The organism is Roseomonas sp. TF40, assembly GCF_057219975.1.
This window is the reverse complement of sequence record NZ_JBXVVR010000001.1, coordinates 580903-598408: the sequence shown is the minus strand read 5'-3', so window position 1 is coordinate 598408 and position 17506 is coordinate 580903. Positions and strand designations below refer to the sequence as shown.

3 protein-coding genes (1 of these 3 cut by a window edge) are annotated in these 17506 nt (G+C 70.8%); 1 reads left to right on the top strand and 2 read right to left on the bottom strand.

What is annotated here, in order from left to right:
- Positions 1-4 precede the first annotated feature (4 nt).
- Together AC2D9U_RS02480 and serA are read right to left on the bottom strand one after the other, a co-directional pair.
- Positions 5-1021, bottom strand: a complete 1017-nt coding sequence (locus AC2D9U_RS02480) for a UDP-glucuronic acid decarboxylase family protein (RefSeq protein ID WP_484746112.1) — start codon at positions 1019-1021, stop codon at positions 5-7.
- Positions 1022-1102: 81 nt separating this feature from the next.
- On the bottom strand, positions 1103-2350 hold the full coding sequence (gene serA, locus AC2D9U_RS02475) for a phosphoglycerate dehydrogenase (protein WP_484746109.1): 1248 nt from the start codon (positions 2348-2350) through the stop codon (positions 1103-1105).
- A 332-nt stretch (positions 2351-2682) separates the two neighbouring features.
- On the opposite strand from serA, the gene AC2D9U_RS02470 reads away from it, so the two are divergent.
- On the top strand, positions 2683-17506 hold the 5' portion of the coding sequence (locus AC2D9U_RS02470) for an LEPR-XLL domain-containing protein (RefSeq protein ID WP_484746106.1). It continues 15737 nt past the right edge of the window; 14824 of the gene's 30561 nt are visible here — the first part of the coding sequence; the start codon lies at positions 2683-2685; the stop codon falls past the right edge of the window.

The window sequence follows — 17506 nt, the reverse complement described above, 5'->3', positions numbered from 1 at the left end:
GCCATCAGGAAGCGGCGCTGCGCCCGGCAGCGCCGCCATCCAGCACGCGCAGGATGGTGGGCTCCGGCACGCGCAGCCCCAGCTCCTCGGCGAAATAGGCGATGGTCCGCCGCAGCCCTTGTTCGAGCTTGACGCTGGGGCGCCAGCCCAGCAGGTCGCGCGCGCGGGTGATGTCCGGGCAGCGCTGCATCGGGTCGTCCTGCGGCAGCGGGCGGTGCTGGAAGCCGGCGCGCGAGCCGGTGAGGCGCGAGACCTCCATCGCCAGTTCGCGGATGGTGAATTCATCCGGATTGCCGAGGTTGATCGGGCCCGTCACGGCATCCGGCGCGCGCATCAGCCGCAGGATGCCTTCCACCAGATCGTCGACATAGCAGAAGGAGCGCGTCTGCTGCCCGTCGCCATAGAGGGTGATGGGTTCGCCGCGCAGGGCCTGGACGATGAAGTTGGAAACCACGCGCCCGTCATTGGGGTGCATGCGCGGGCCATAGGTGTTGAAGATCCGCGCGACGCGGATGTTGACGCCATCCTGGCGGTGATAATCGAAGAAGAGCGTCTCGGCGCAGCGCTTGCCCTCATCGTAGCAGGCGCGGATGCCAATGGGGTTGACGTTGCCGCGGTAGTCCTCGCGTTGCGGGTGCACCGCCGGGTCGCCATAGACCTCCGAGGTCGAGGCCTGGAAGATCTTCGCATCCAGCCGCTTCGCGAGGTCCAGCAGGTTGATCGCGCCATGCACCGAGGTGCGCACCGTCTGCACCGGGTTGTGCTGGTAGTGGATGGGGGAGGCCGGGCAGGCGAGGTTGTAGATCTCATCCACCTCGAGCTGGATCGGCACGGTCACGTCGTGGCGCAGCACCTCGAAATGCGGCTGGCCCAGCAGGTGGCGGATGTTGTCACGCGATCCGGTGAAGAAATTGTCGAGGCAGATCACCTCCTCCCCCTCGGCGAGCAGACGCTCGCAGAGATGGGAGCCGAGGAAGCCGGCACCCCCGGCGACGAGGGTGCGTTTGCGCGCGCGCTTCATGCGCCGTCTCCGCTGCGATCGGGGTTTCCCCCGCACTGTGCGGCAGCGGAGCTTTCCGAAACGTGAAGCGGACGGCCTTGGCTAGTGCCGTTCGTAGATCAGCCGGGCGCGGATCGTGCCCGGGAGGGCACGCAGCTCTGCCAGGATGGCCTCCGCGTCCTGGCGCGCCTCCACGCTCTCGACCACCACGTAGCCGAGCTCGGACTCCGTCTGGTAGTACTGTGCCGCGATGTTCAGGCCGCGGCGGCCGAAGCATTCGTTGATGCGCGAAAGGATGCCCGGCGCGTCGCGGTGCAGATGCGTCCAGCGCGCGCCGGTCGGGCGCGGCGGCAGCTGCACCTGCGGCAGGTTCACGCTGCCTGGCGTCGTGCCGGTGTCGCTGTAGTCCACCAGCTTGCGCGCCACTTCCTGGCCTATGCGGTCCTGCGCCTCGGCTGTGCTGCCGCCGATATGCGGCGTCAGGATCACGTTGGGCAGGCCCTGCAGGGGGCTGATGAAGGCCTCGCCATTGCGCTTGGGCTCGACGGGGAAGACATCCACGGCCGCACCCAGGATCCGCTTCTCGCGCAGCGCGGCGGCCAGTGCCACCACATCCACCACCGTGCCGCGGGCATTGTTGATGAACACCGCGCTCGGCTTCATCAGGGCGAGTTCCGCCGCGCCGATCATGTTCACCGTATCCGGCGTCTCCGGCACATGGATCGTCACCACGTCGGATTGCGAGAGCAGTTGCTGCAGGGAGGAGGCGGGGGTGGCATTGCCATGCGGCAGCTTCGTGGTGTGGTCGTGGTAGAGCACGCGCATGCCGAAGGCCTCGGCCAGCACGGAAAGCTGGCTGCCGATATTGCCATAGCCGATGATGCCGAGCGTCTTGCCGCGCATCTCCCAGGAATTGGCCGCCGACTTGTCCCAGCCCCCGGCATGGGCGGCCACCGACTTGTCGACGATGCCGCGCATCAGCATCACCGCCTCGGCCAGCGTGAGTTCCGCCACCGAGCGCGTGTTGCTGAAGGGCGCGTTGAACACGGCGATGCCGCGCCGCGCGGCGGCGGCGAGGTCCACCTGGTTCGTGCCGATGCAGAAGCAGCCGATGGCGATCAGCCGGTCCGCGGCCTCCAGCACCTCTTCCGTCACCTCGGTGCGGCTGCGGATGCCCAGGATGTGCACGCCCTTCACCGCCTCGATCAGCGCCTGGCCCTCCAGCGCCTTCTTCTCGCGATGGATGGTGCGGTAGTCGGCCGAGACGAAAAGCTCCACCGCGCTGTCGGCAATGCCTTCCAGCAGCAGGATTCGGATGCGGTCCTTGGGCAGGGAAATGCGGTCGTTCATCGGGGCCACGCGCGGTAGGGGGGGGTAGGGCGGCGCCTTCCTGCCCGCTCCCCCGGCTGGCGGCAAGGGGCGGGGGCGGGCGGCGCCGGGTCAGGATGCCGGTGCCGCGGGGCGGGGGGCGTGTGTCGTCCGTTTCGCCGGGATGAAACAGCATGAAACACGATGACGGGAACTTGCGCCCCCGGGACCGCTTCTGGCCCCTCGGGCGCCTTGACGCCATTTCCGGCCGGCTCGCACCATGAGCGTCCGTTAACGCGGGGTTACCGCCGCCGTTCCGCCGGCGTGGCCGCAAGGCCGGGTGGCCCCGCCGGACGGGTGGAGGAGTGACCGGCATGGCCTTTCCGTTCGGGCGCGAGGCTTTCGCGCGCAAGCCTGAGACCCGCCTGACCAGGCGGCTCTGGTCCTGGCTGCGGGGGGAGAGGCAGGCCGCGCAGCCCACGCCCAGCCTGGCGCCCCTGGCCCCGGCGCTCGGCGTGCGGGTGGATGCGCTGGAGCCGCGCTTCCTGCTCTCGGCCGACCTCATGCCCTTCACCGTCGATCTCGCCGCCCACGCCGCGCAGGACTACGCGCTGCGCTACGATAACCTCGTGCAGTCGGTGCAACTGCTCGACCGCAGCACAGGCCAGGTGCTCGACCAGCGCCAGGCGCAGCAGATCGACGCGATCCGCGTGCGCGGCACGGCGGGCGATGACCGGCTGACCATCGATTTCGCGGCGCAGTTCCTCACGCCCCTCGACATCACCTTCGAGGGGGGGGCGGGGGCCGATACGCTCTCCTTGCGCGGCGGGGCGGTGGAGTCGGTCACCCTTGCCGTCACCAGCGCCGGCGCGGGCGAGGTCACCATCGCCCAGGGCGCGGCCGGCCCGCAGCGCATCGCCTTCACCGGCGTGGCGCTGGTGGAGGATACGCTCGGCGCCGCCCAGCGCGTCTTCACCGACGACACCGGGCTGGGCCAGGTGCTGCGGCTGATGGAGGCCGGCACGGCCGGGGATGGGCTGGCCGCGATCGAGGCCGGGGATGGCCTGCTGCGCCACCAATTCCTGGCCCCGGTCGGGCTGCTGACCATCGAGGGCGGTCTGGGCGACGACGCGCTCGGCTATCTGGGGCTGGAGGCGCAGCTCGACGGCAAGGTGGTGTTCCAGGGCGGGGCCGGCACCGATGCGGTCACCGGCCCGCCGCGCGATGCCGATTGGCACGTCACCGGCCGCGATGCCGGGCACGTTGCGGGGGTGTCCTTCCTGTCCGTCGAGCGCCTGCTGGGGGCGACGGACAATGAGGACACCTTTTTCGTTCATGGCGATGCCGCGATTTCGGGCGTCATGGATGGCGGGGCGGGTGGCTTCGACTCGCTGGTGCTGGAGGGCGGCAGCTTCGCCTCCGTCACCTATGTCGCCACCGGCCCGACCTCGGGCACCATCACCCGCGACGGCGTGACGCTCGCCTATGACGGGCTCGAGCCGATCACCGACAACATGTCGATCTCCGATCGCGTGATCGACCTCAGCGCGGTATCCGACACCGCGACGCTTTCGCAGTCGGGCGCCAACTACACCATCGCCTCCACCGATCCGCTCGGCGCCGTCACCTTCGAGAGCGTGACCTTCACGCGCCCCTCGAACAGCCTGACCATCCGCCTCGGGGCCGATGAGGGCATCCCGGTGCTCTCGCGCGACCAGCTGACCATCGGCACGGTCAACCTCGCCGGTACCGACCTGATCATCGATGGCCAGACGGGCACGGACAAGCTCATCATCACCGGCACGCTGACGGTGCGCGACCTGACCGTGACGGTCGAGGATACGCGCGTCAGCGGCACCATCATCGCAGACGACATCACCATCACGGCCGCCGCCGGCGGCGCGGCGGGCGGCGATGGCGAGATCACGGATGGCGCGATCTTCGCCGCCGCCGCGACCGTCATCGACCTGACCGGCGGCACGCTGACCGCGACCGGCGCCGTGACGCTGGGCGCGACGTCCACCGCCAACATCGTGCAGAGCCAGTTCACGCTGGGCGCGCTGGAGAATTCCATCGCGATCGCGGACCCCTCCGCCACCATCACCTTCAACAACACCACGCTCACCGCCGCCAGCCTCACCGCGACCGCCGCCGTCGTCGTGACCGTGGTGGCGGAGACCGATTCCTCCGGCGCCGATGTGGACGCCAACAAGGACGCTGCGATCTCCTCCGTCACCGTGCTGAGCGATGCGCTGGTGGCTGTGCAGGGCGCGAGCAGCCTGCGTGTCGCCGGCGCCGTCGCCCTGGGTGCGACGACGAGCATCGATATCGTCAACACCGCCGATGGCGCCGCCGCCGCCGATGCGCGTGGGGCCGCGCTTGCCGTCAGCGTCGTGGAATCGACCACCCGCGCCTTCCTCGACGATACCGCCGTGATCGGCGCCAATGCGGGCAACACGCCAGATTCCATCAGCATCACTGCCAATCTGACATCGGATGTCGAGACGCTGGCCATCGCCACCGCCGGCGGCGCGAGCGATTCCGGCGGCACGACGCAGAGCGCGCAGCAGCTCTCCGCCAACAATGCCGGCACCAGCGACGGTTCCGTCACCTTCGCGGCCGCCGTCGCCGTCTCCACCTATCGGCCGGTGACCGAGGCCTTCATCGGCAGCACCGGCACGCAGACCACCGCTGGTGTGCTCACCGTCAGCGCCCTGTCGACCGACAAGGTCAAGTCGAAGGCGGATGGCACCACCACGGGTTCGACGGGCACCGGCTCGGGCGTGGCGGTGGCCTTCGGCCTGGTGGATGCGACGACGCGCGCCTTCCTCGAGGATGCCGGCCGGCTGAACGCCACCGGCGGCGTGGCCGTGACCGCCACCATGGCGGCCGGAGACAGCTTCACGGCCGAGGCGATCTCGGGCGTGGGCGACACGACGGAGACAGGCTTCGCCGGCGCGCTCGCCATCCATGTGGTCGAGACGACGGTCGAGGCGCTGGTCACCGATGGGGCCGGCACCAACGTCAATCTCGGCGGCAACGACCTCACGCTCACCGCCACCTCCACCACGAACACCGTCACCAAGGCGACGCCGACGCAGGATCCGGTGACGGCGTCCAAGCTCGGCGTCGGCGCCTCCGTGGCGCTGGCCATCCTCGACCACGACACGACCGCGGCGATCCGGGACGGCGCGCGGGTGATCACCGCCGACGCCATCACGCTCGGCGCCACCGGCACGCATGAGTCCGAGACCGAGGCGCAGGGCGGGGCCGAGGCCACGGGCTCTTCCGCCACCGTGCTGACCCCCGTCGTCGCCATCACCTTCGCCTTCAACGACACCGACGCCGCCATCGGCACCGGCACGCTGCTGACCCTTGCGGGGCAGCTCAACCTGGCTGCCGCGCATGACAGCGCCATCCTCACCACGGCGGAGGGCGATGCGGAGGGCGGCGATACCAGCTTCGGCGCCTCCCTCGCGCTCGCCATCCTCGAGGAGAGCGCGACGGCGCGGCTGTTGCGCAGCACGACCAGCACGGCCGGCGGTGCGACGCTCGATGCGCAGGGCATCTTCCGCGCGCGCTCCAACGCGACCGCCAGCGCCAAGGGCGCGGGTGAGGACAGTGCCGGCAGCGGCGATGATGACGAGGTCGATCAGCAGACCCAGGCGCAGACCGATTTCGGCAACGCGCAGTCGAGCAGCCGCGGCGTCGGGGCTTCCGGCACCACGGATGCACCTTCGGCCAATACCAGCGACGGCACCATGGCGGTCGCGGCCGCCATCGCGGTGAATCTCCAGGATGCCGAGGCCACTGCGCTGCTCGGCCCGGGCATTGCGCTGACCACGGATCGCGGCGTGGGCCTCAAGGCCCGCTCGAACGCCGATTCCCGCGCCACCGCCGATGGCAGCGCGGCCGAGGGCGGCACCGGCACGGTCGGCGCGGCGGCGGCGATCAACACCGCGAACATCCGCACCAATGCCGGCACGGGCACCAGCACCATCACCGCCTCCGAGCTCACCGTCGAGGTCGGCATGGCCGAGCGGGAGCTGGATGTCAGCGCGACCCAGGCGAGCGTGGTGGATATCGCCGCGAACACCATCCGGGTCGGCGATGTCGAGGGCCTCGAGACCGGGGAGAAGGTGAAATACGACCGCAATGGCGGCACCGCGATCGGCGGGCTGACCAGCGGCACCGAGTACTTCGTCATCAAGGGCGAGAACGGGCGCATCAAGCTGGCGACCACGCTGGTGAATGCCGAGGCCGGCACGGCCATCGACCTCACCGCGGTGGGCGCGGGCAATGGCCACAAGCTCGAGCGCACAGGCAAGCCCGCCATCACCTTCAACCCGGCCTCGAACTTTGTGGCACTGGCCTCGCCCGAGGTGGAGACGCTGCGCACCGGCGATGCGGTGACCTATGTGGCGGGCGGCGGCACCGCCTTCGGCGGCCTGATCTCCGGCAACACCTATTTCGTGATCGAGCGCGCGGATGGCGAGATCGCGCTGGCCACCACGCGCGATCGCGCCTTCTCGGGCGAGGCGATCGCCTTGACCAGCGTCGGCACGGGCAGTGCGCACAAGCTGCGCGAGAGCGAGCACCGCGCGGCCGCGGATGCGACCTCGGGCGCCAGTGGCGGCGAGCTCGGCGTGGCTGGCTCGCTCGGCATCAATGTCTTCGAGGCGAATGCGGCCGCGCGTCTGGGCACGGGCTCCACCCTCACGCTGCGTGACGGTGCGGATTCCGCCAGCAATACCGGCGCGCTGAACATCGCCGCCAGCAGCGCCACCATGGCCGGCATCAAGGCCGGCGCGGATGTGGCGGGGGCCGAGAATATCGGCGTGGGCGCAAGCTTCGCGCTGAACATCACCGACCACACGACGCTCGCCTCGATCGATTCCGGCGCGGTGACGACGAATGCGCTCGGCACGCCCGACAGCGTGACCCTGCAGGCCACGGGCGGCTATGCGATGCGCACGGATGCCATCGGCGGCGCCGAGGGCGGCAAGGCGATCACGCCCGTCGCGGCCATTTCGGTCGCGCAGAACGACACCACGGCGCGCGTGCAGGCCGGCGCGGCGCTCGAGATCAGCGGCGGCCTCTCGCTCGAGGCGACGGGCCGCGGCAGCACCGTGACCACCGCGAAGGGCGATGCCACGGGCACGGATGCGGCGGTGGGCCTCTCGCTCGGCCTCGGCGTGACGACGGACCGCGTGGCCGCGACGCTGGCGCGCGACGTGACCACCACCAGCGGGGGCGTGTTCCTCACGGCGCAGGGCGCCAGTGTCACGCGCAGCGAGGCCGATGCCTCCGCGACCGGCGCCGAGGAGGATGATTCCGGCTCCACCGCGGATGACAACCGCGCCAACCAGCAATCCCAGGCGCAGCTCGGCAACGCGAACACCCAGGCGGCGAACCGCACGCGCTCGGGCGATTCCTCCGGCAGCGCCACCACGCCCGATGCCTCGACCTCCGACGGGCCGGTGAGCGTCGCGGCGGCTTTCGCGATCAACATCGCCGATCTCGTCGCGGTCGCCACCATCGATGGCGGCGCGGTGGTCGATGCCGATGGCGCGGTCTTCATCTCCGCCGCCGGCAACATGGATGCCTCCGCCGATGCCGATGGCAGCGCCAGCAAGGGCGGCACGGGCACGGTCGGCGTGGCCATCGGCATCAACGACGCCGATGGCCTGGTGCGCGCCAGCGTCGGGGCGGCGACCATCCGCGCGGATGGGCTGAACCTCTCGGCCGATGTCTTCGCGACGGGCACCGACAACCGCCATGATTTCCTGGCGAAATCCGTCTCCGGCGCCAGCGGCGGCAATCTCGGCGCGGCCGGTTCGCTTGCCATCAACCGCGCCGACATGCGCACCGAGGCCGTGCTCGGCGCCGGGGCGCAGATCGTCTTCTCGCCCGGCGATGGCGGGTTCGGTGATACGCTGCCCGGCTCCGTCTCGCTCCTGGCCAACGCCAATACCCGCAACACGGTCACGGCCGAGGCGCTGCAGGAGAAGGGCGACGAGGATGGCGACGGCACCTCGGGCAGCAGCTTCGGCCTGGGTGCCTCCGTCGGCATCAACATCGGCGACAACGACACGGCGGCGGAGGTGCGGACCGGCGCCACGCTGAGCGGCGTGCACGACCTTACGCTCGGTGCCTTCGGCACGCATGAGCAGAACACCACGGTGAAGGGCGGCGGCGAGGGCGGCACGGCGATCACGCCCGTGGTCGCGATCTCGGTCGCGCAGAATGACGTGCGGGCGGTGGTGCAGGCGGGTGACGCGCTGACGCTCGGCGGCGGGCTGGACATCAATGCCGGCCTCGATGCCAAGACCGCCACGAAATCCGAGGGCGCGACCGAGGCGACCAGCGCCGCCATCGGCGCTTCCTTCGGCCTGACCATTGCCGAGGACAGCGTCACGGCGAATCTCGCGCGCAGCGTGACCGCCGGCGGTGCCGTGCTGGTGGCCGCGCGCGCCGCCGCGATCAGCCGGACCGAGACCAAGGCCTCGGCCGCCGGGGCGACGGCGGATGACGGCGCCTCGGGCAGCGCCGACGATGATGATGTCGAGCAGCAGAGCAACGCCCAGGTCGGGGTCGCCAATGCGCGCAGCGGCGGCACCGGCACGACCACGGCGCCCGACAGCGACACCTCCGACGGCGCGGTGAGCGTGGCCGCCGCGATCGGCATCAACGTCGCCACCACCAGCGTCGTGGCGAATCTCGGCGGTGCGCCCGGCACGCCGATCACCGTGGCGGCGGGCGGCGGTGTCACCGTGCGCAGCCTTGCCAATGCGGATGGGACGACGCTGGCCGATGGCGCCGCCGTGACCACCGAGGGCGGCACGACCGTGGGTGTTGCGGTCGCGGTGAACCACGCGACGCTGACCAACAGCGCCAGCGTGGCCGAGGCGAATGTCACGGCCGATGGCGTGACGGTGCAGGCGGCGGTCGAAGATCGCAGCATCGGCATCGCCCCCGCCCAGCTCACGCGCGTCAGCGTGGCCGATGACACGATCTTCGTCGGCGAGCAGGACGGGCTGAAGACCGGCGAGAAGGTGAAGTATCGCCATGGCGGCGGCACGGCCATCGGCGGCTTGACCGACAACACCGACTACTTCGTCATCCTGGGCGAGAACGGCAAGATCAAGCTCGCGACCACCAAGGCGCGCGCCGAGGCGGGCACTGCGATCAACCTCACCTCGCTCGGTGCGGGCGATGCCCACAAGCTGGAGCGCATCGAGACCGCGGCCTCCGACGACATCACCTTCGACCCGGACCAGACCCGCATCGAGGTGCCGCTAGCCGCCCCCGAAGGCATCGTCACCGGCACGGCCGTGGTCTATGCGAATGGCGGCGGCACCGACATCGGCGGTCTCACCGATGGGACAACCTATTTCGCGATCGTCGGGCATGACGGTCTGCTGCGTCTCGCCTCCAGCTTCGAGAATGCCCTGGCCGGCCAGGCGATCACGCTGACCAGCGTCGGCACCGGCACGGCGCACAGCCTGACCGAGCGCAGCCATGACAGCCTGGCCTTCGCCCGCTCGGGCGCCAGCGGCGGCAAGACCGGCGTGGCGGGGTCGGTGGCGATCAATGTCGGTCGCGGCAGCACGACAGCCAGCCTCGGCGCCAATGCGGCGATCATCATTGCCGATGGCGCCGCGGATCTCGATCTGGACAAGGCCGCGGTGCTGATCGACGCCGATGCGCGCAGCACGGCGGTGGCGCAGGCCGTGCCCAACAAGAATGCGGCCGGCACCTCCACCGGCGTCGGGCTCTCCTTCGCCATCAGCGTGGGCGAGCAGGATGCGCTCGCGGATGTCGCCGGCACGGCGAGCCTCGTCGGCGCGCAGGATGCGACGGTCCGGGCGAATGGCGCCCATGCCGTGGCGGCGCGGGCCAAGGCGGGTGCCTCGGCCGATGCCAGCAGCGGCACGGCGGTGGGCGGCGCGGTGGCGCTTGCCGTCTCGCTCAACACCACCACGGCGCGGGTGATGCCCGGTGCGGCGATGCTCGACGTGGACGGCGATCTCGGCGTGCTCGCCAGTTCGACGCTCGATCTCAACACGGCGGGCGATGCGGATACCGAGGGCGGGGAGACCGGTGTCGGCATCGCGATCGCGCTCGGCTGGGCGGAGGACGATACCTCGGCCTCGCTGTCGCGCAATGTCAGCACGGGCGCGGCACGCGCCGATGATGTCTCGGTGCTCGCCACGTCACGGATCGCCGCCCGCACGGTGGCGACCGGCAGTTCCGAGGGCGCCAAGTCCCAGGCCAATGGCGGCAGCACCGCCGACCAGAACGCGCAGTCGCAATCGACCTATGCCGGCAACAGGTCCGGCACCGCGGTCTCGGCGCCGCAACCCGGCGCGCAGACCAACACGGCCAATGGCACCGCGGCCACGCAGACCGCCAATCCTGGCGGGCAGGGCGGCAACAGCCAATCCGCCAGCACGCAGTCGCAAGGCGGGTCGCTCCGTGTTGCGGCCGCGCTGGCCGGCACCGTGGTGCGCCCCGCCGTCACCGCAACCATCGCGCCGGCGGTCGTGCTGCGCGCCGATGGCGCGGTGGCGCTGCGCGCGCTCAGCGCGGTCGCGGCGGAGACGCAGGCCATTGCGCTTGCCTTCGAGGATGCGGCGAAGACCACGGTTGGTGCCGCGGCGGCGGTGAACGTTGCGGAGCTGGAGAGCCTCGCCACGATTGGCGCGGGGGCAAGCATCGAGGCCGCATCGCTCGCCATCGAGGCCGGGCATGACGCGAACAGCGCCCATGCCTTCCGCGCCCTGGCGCTCGCCGGCAGCGGCTCCACCCAGAAGACCGGTGGCGGCGGCGGCGGCGGCGGCGGTGGCGGCAGCAGCGACAATACGGCCGTGGCCGGCGCGGTCGCGGTCAATGTGGTGCTGGCCACCACCACGGCGCGGCTCGGCGAGACGGCGAGCGTCGTCGTCGATGCCGGCGATGTGGACATCACGGCGCGCCAGAAGATCGGGGTGCAGGGCATCGCGGGCGGGGGCGCGCTGACCACCAGCGATGGCGGCGGCAGCACCAGCGTCGGCGCGGCGGTCGGCGTCAACTTCGTCACCAGCACCACCCAGGCGCTGGTCGGCAGCGGCGCGGCGATCACCGCAAGCGGCGGCATCGCGATCCTCGCGGATGCGGGCGTCAATCCGCTGTCCATCGTGGCGCCGATGCTCGGCGACATCGGGGTGGATGCCTCGCTGCTGGTCGTGGGCGCGGCCATCGGGTCGGGCGGTGATGCCGGCGCCGGCTCGGCGGGTGTGAGCATCTTCACCACCATGACGCGCAGCCTGATCGGCGCCGGGGCCATCCTGCAGGCGGGCGGCGACATCGTGCTGCGCGCCCTCGACGAGACGCGCGTGATCGACGTGATCGGCGCGCTGGCCGGCAGCAAGGAGAAGAAGGGCATCGGCGTCGGGCTCGACGTGATGGTGCTCGTCAAGGTCACCGAGGCGAGCGTGCAGGAGGCCACGCTGCCCGTGCCGGCGACGCGCCTGCAGAGCGGAGGATCGCTGACCATCGAGGCGATCGGCAGCGAGGATCTGTTCGCGCTCAGCGTGAACATCGGTGCGGGCGATTCCACCGCCGTCGCCGGCGGCGCGGTGGTGCTGGTGAACGACACGGACACGCTGGCGCAGCTTGGCGCCCTGGATGGCGTGGCCGGCGGCGTGGTCGTCGCTGCGCAAGGCAGCGTGCAGATCGCGGCGGAGAGCCGCACCGTGATCGATGCCGCGGCGGGCAGCCTCGGCCTGTCCTTCAGCAATGACGGCGTCGGCGCCTCCGTGGCCGTCGTGGTGGATCTCGATCGCACGCTCGCCAGCGTCGGCAATGGCATCGATGTCCAGGCACTGGGCCTGGGCGTCACGATTCCGGTGCGCAACGGCATCTTCGCCGATGATGGCACGCAGGGCGTGACCCAGTCGCGCGGCTTCGCGCTGACGGCGTCCTCCTTCGAGGATATCCTGCTGGTCGGCATCGGTGCGGCCGGATCGCTCAGCGGCGGGGATGTCGGCGTCGGCTTCTCCGTCGCGGTGGGCGTCGTGAAGGGTGAGACGCTCGCGACGCTGGGGCAGAATGCCTCGGTCAATCGTGTCGCGGCGGCGAACACGCCGGCGGCGGCCGGTCAGGTCATCCTGCTGCGGGCCGCGGATGAGACCAACCTGCAGACCGTGGTGGGTGGCCTCGCGGTGGCGGGCGGCAGCGCCTTCGGTGGCGCGGCCTCCATCCTGGAAGTCGACAACAATGTCGGCGCCATCGCCGCCGGCGGCAACCTCCTGCGCAGCAAGGGCGGCATCGGGGTTGATGCGCGCGGCGCCACGAATGTCCAGGCGCTGGCCATCGGCGTCGGCGGCACGCTCACCACCGGGCAGAGCGGAGCGGGCAGTTCGGGCAGCAGCAGCAGCGACTTCAGCTTCACCGGCGCCGGCAGCGTGGCGGTGAATGACATCGACAATGCCGTGCGCGCCAGCATCGGTGCGGGATCGATCCTGCGCAGCGGGGGCGCCTTGGCGATCGTCGCGGTGGACACCTCGCGCATCAGCGCCGATGCGGGCGGTGCGGCGATCGCGATCGACACGGGCGGGAGCGATCCCTCGATCGCCATCGGTGCCTCCATCGCGGTGAACTCCATCGACAGTGTCGTCGAGGCCGCGCTGATCGACAGCAATTCCAGTGTCCGTTCCGCCACCGTGGCGGCATCGGCCAGCCCGGAAATCAGGGCGCTGACCCTGGCCGGTGGCGTCGGCGTGGGGACGCAGGGCGGCACGGCCTTCGCGGGTGCGGGCTCGGGCTCGGGTAACAATATCAATTCTTCCGTCCAGGCCCTGGTGACGGGCGGCGTGCTGAACACGGGCGGCGTGGTTTCGGTGCTGGCGAGCGATGCCTCCCGGATCACGGCCGATGCCGGGACTGCCGCCATCCAGGTCGTCACCGGCGGTTCGGGCGGCGCCAATGCCATCGCCGTGGGCGCCGCCGCGGCGCGCAACGACATCCTGAGCACCGTTCGCGCGGCGATCACCGGTGCCAGCACGACCGCGGCCGGCACGGTCACCATCGATGCCGATCAAGCGGCCCAGATCACCGCCATCACCTTCGCAGTGGCCGGAGCGCTCTCGGCCGGCAATGGCTCGGGCCTTGCCCTGGCCGGGGCCGGGTCCGGGTCCGGCAATTTCATCACCGGCACGACCGAGGCGGCCATCGGCAACGCGTCCGTTTCCACCAGCCTGGGCAACATTGCCGTCACGGCCTCGGATTCCTCGCAGATCAACGCGGTGGCCGGGGCCGCGGGCATCAACATCTCGGCCAGCCAGGGTGCGAATGTCGGCGTTGGGCTGGGACTGTCGCTGACCTTCAATGACATCGCCAGCACCACGCGCGCGACGATCGAGAACAGCAACGTGGTTTCGCCGGCCGCCCTCTCCGTGGTGGCCGACAGTTCCTCGGGCATCAACGCGACCGCCTTCGGCGCCTCGCTCGGCGTGTCGGCGGGTTCGGGCAATGCCGTGGCCGGCCAGGCCGTGGGGGCTTCGGCCAAGAATGATATCACCAATGCGGTCGAGGCCTCGATCAAGGCGCCGCTGGCGGCGGGGCGCACGGCGACGGCACAGACCAATGTGACCGTCACCGCGCGCGACGAGGCCGATATCCTGGCGAATGCGGTCGCGGCCGTGCTTGGCGTGGCGGTCAGCGGCAATACGGGCGGGTCGGGCACCCTGGGCATCGGCCTCGCGCTGAATGGGATCGGCAATTCGGCACGCGCGCTGATCGATGGCGTGGATGTCACGGCAACCACCGGGAATGTCGTGCTCACCGCGACCTCGACCTCGGTCATCCAGGCCACGGCGGTGGCGGCGGGCGTGGCCTTCAGCGGCAGCAGCAGCGCCGCCATCGCCATCTCCGCCAGCGTCTCGATCGCGACCAATGAGATCGCGAACCGCGTCGAGGCGCTCTCTAGCAATGCCGACATCGTTGCTGGTGGCGTCATTGGTCTGCAGGCCAGCGATGCGTCGCGCATCCGCGCCTACCTCGTCGCCGCCAATGTCAGCGCGAGCTTCGGCAGCGGCAGTGCCAGCGGCAGCCTCGCAGTCGCAGGCTCCATCGCGGTAAACAGCATCAAGAATGTCACCCGCGCCGTGCTCGAAGGCGGCAGCGCGCGGGCCGGCGGCAATTTCACGGCGAATGCGATCTCGACCAGCGAGATCGAGGCCGTCGCGGTGGCCGCTTCCATCTCGATCACCGGGAGTGGCGGGCTGGGCCTGAGTGGCGCGGGCACGGGTGCCGATGTCGACAACGAGATCGACAACGTGATCCAGGCCGGCGCGATCGGGGGTGCCGTGATCGAGGCCATCGGTGCCGTCACCGTCACCGCCACCGATGACGCGACGATCACCGCCTCGGTCGTCGCGGCCTCGGCGAGCGTGGCCATCGGCTCCAACGGGGCGATCAGCCTGGCGGCGGCGGTTTCCCTCGCCGACAACAACATCGACAACACCACAGAGGCGGTGCTGGACGACACCAAGGTGGTCTCCGCCAAGGGCGTGACGGTGGATGCGACAAGCTCCGCCGCCATCCTCGTCACCGGCGTGGCGGCGGCGCTTTCGGTCGCGGGCTCGGGCAGCATCGGCGGGGCGGCGAGCTTCGCGGTGGCGGTGGTGAACAACACGGTGAACGGGCGCACCGAAGGGGCGATCCGCAACAGCCGCACGGCCGATGGCCAGGGTGTCACGGCGAGCGGCGCCGTCATCGTGCGCGGCGACAACCTCAACAGCATTGAGGCGACCAACGTCGCCGCCGCGATTTCCGTCGCCGTCGGCGGCAGCCTCAGCCTCAGCGGATCCGGCGCCGTGGCGCTGACCACGAACACCATCGGCACGGTGGTGATGGGGCGCATCCTGGCCTCGGATGTGACGACCACGGGCGGCGCCATCGATGTCGATGCGGTGACCAACAGCCGCGTCACCGCCTTCACCAATGCGGCGGCCGCCGCCGTCTCCGTGAGCGGCTCCATGGCTTTCGCGCTGACCGGGGCCGGGGCGCGGGCGACCAATACGCTGAACGGCTCCACCACCGCTGCCGTGCAGGGGCCGGGCAGCCTGACCACCCCGGGCAGCTTCACCGTGGATGCGCTGGATGCGTCCACGATCCTCTCCGAGGTGCGGGCCATCTCGATCAGCGTCAGCGCCTCGGGCACCATTTCGGGGGGGCTCTCGGTCGCCATCACGCGGGCGGACAATGTCGTTGGCAGCACCACCGTGGCGACGGTGGACGGCGCCACCGTCTCCGCGGGCGGGCGGGAGACGCGCATCGCCGCGACCTTCAACGGCGATATCGATGCCGTCGGCACGGCCGCGGCCCTGGCCTTGGGCGGCAGCAGCGCGGGGGCGGTGAACATCGCCGCGGCGGGCGCGGTGCTGGTCAACACCATGACGAACCGGGTCGAGGCCTCGGTGAAGGGGGGCGCGAACCTCACCGCGGCCGAGCTGGTCACCATCCAGGCGCGCGACATTTCGGATATCGATGCGCGCGTGGTCGCGGCCTCTGTCGGCTTCAGCGGCAGCGGCGGGCTGAGTGTCACGCTCAACCTCGCTATCTCCCAGGCACGCAACAACTACGGCACGAATGTCGCGGCGCTGGCGGATGCGGCGCGTGTGGCGTCCAGCACCGGCAATGTCTCGGTGATCGCGCTGTCGGATGCGAATGTGCGGGCGCGCTCTGTCGCCGTCAGTGTCTCCATGTCGGCCTCCGGCGGCGCCTCGGTCACCGTGACGGGCGCGGGGGCCACTGCCGTCAGCACGGCGAACAACGTGACCGAGGCCGCGATCCGCGCCGGCAGCACCGTCACGGCCTCGGGCAATGTGCTCGTGGATGCGGCCGATGCCAGCCTGGTGGATGGCGAGGTCGTGGCCGCCGTGGTCGGCGCTTCGGTCGCGGCCGGCGTGAGTGTCTCCATCGGCATTTCGGCCGCCTCGGTGACCAATACGGTCGCCACGACCGTGCGCAGCCTGATCGATTCCAGCACCGTCACGGCCGGCAAGGATGTGATCGTCGAGGCGGACACCAACACCGTCATCGACGCCGATGCGAAGGCGGTCTCGGCCACGGTGGCCGTCGCCGCCACGGCAGGATTCTCGGTCAGCGTGGCTGCGGCGATCACGGCCAACACGCTGAGCAGCACGGCGGATGCCACCATCCGCAACAGCGGCAATGCGGTGACCCCTGGTGTGTCCGCCGGCGGTGCCGTGCGGGTCGATGCCTCGGACGCGATGGCCGCGACATCGACGGCGCTGGCGGCCTCGGTGGCCGCGGGCGGGGGCATCGCGGCCGGTTCGGTGGCCGTCGCGGCGGTCTCCGCCACCAATGCCAGCACCGCCAAGACGCGCGCGCTGATCGAGAATGCGGGCGTGAAGGCGAGTGGCGGCAACATCACCGTGCTGGCGGATTCGCGCAGCACGCTGACCGCCGATCCGGATGCGGTCTCGGCCTCGCTGGCTGTCGGACTCGGCTTCTCGGGCGCCGGGACCGGCGCGGTCGCGCGCAACACCAGCACCGCCATCATCAGCGCCGCCGTCACGGGCGGGGCCAGCCTGGACGCGCAGGGCGCCATCGTGGTCGAGGCGCACGATCTGTCGGATGCCACGGCGCGGCTGGTCAGCGTTGCGGCCGCGGGCGGACTTACGGGCGTCGCGGTCGCGGTCGGTCTCGGCGACAACATCCTGCGCAACACGACCACGGCGCAGATCGTGGATTCGGCGGCGATCGCGCGCGGCTTGGGCGGTATCCTCATCGATGCCGACACCACCCAGGATGTGGAGACGACCGTCTCGGTGGCTGCCGTCGCGGCTGCCATCGGCGCGGCCGGGGCGGGCGGCGATGCCGGTACGCTGGTGACCGCGACGGTCGAGGCCTTTGCCCGCAACGCTTCCTTGCGTGCGCTCGGGGTCGGGCAAGGCGTCGTCATCGATGCGGATTCGAACCATGACAGCGTGACGCGGGCCATCGGCGGCGCTGGCGCCGTCGGCGCGGTGATCTCCGTCATGGTCGCCTCGGCCGAGATCAATGGCACGACCCGCGCCTTCGCCGATGGCGCGATGGTGGTGCAGGGCGATGGCCTCTCGATCACGGCGACCTCCATCGCGCTGGCCGATCCCTTTGTGACCTCGGCCACGATCGGCCTGGCAGGTG

Excerpts from the sequence above, each read along its gene's own strand:
- AC2D9U_RS02480 (WP_484746112.1), bottom strand. The coding sequence starts at position 1,021 with ATGAAGCGCGCGCGCAAACGCACCCTCGTCGCCGGGGGTGCCGGCTTC.
- serA (WP_484746109.1), bottom strand. The coding sequence starts at position 2,350 with ATGAACGACCGCATTTCCCTGCCCAAGGACCGCATCCGAATCCTGCTG.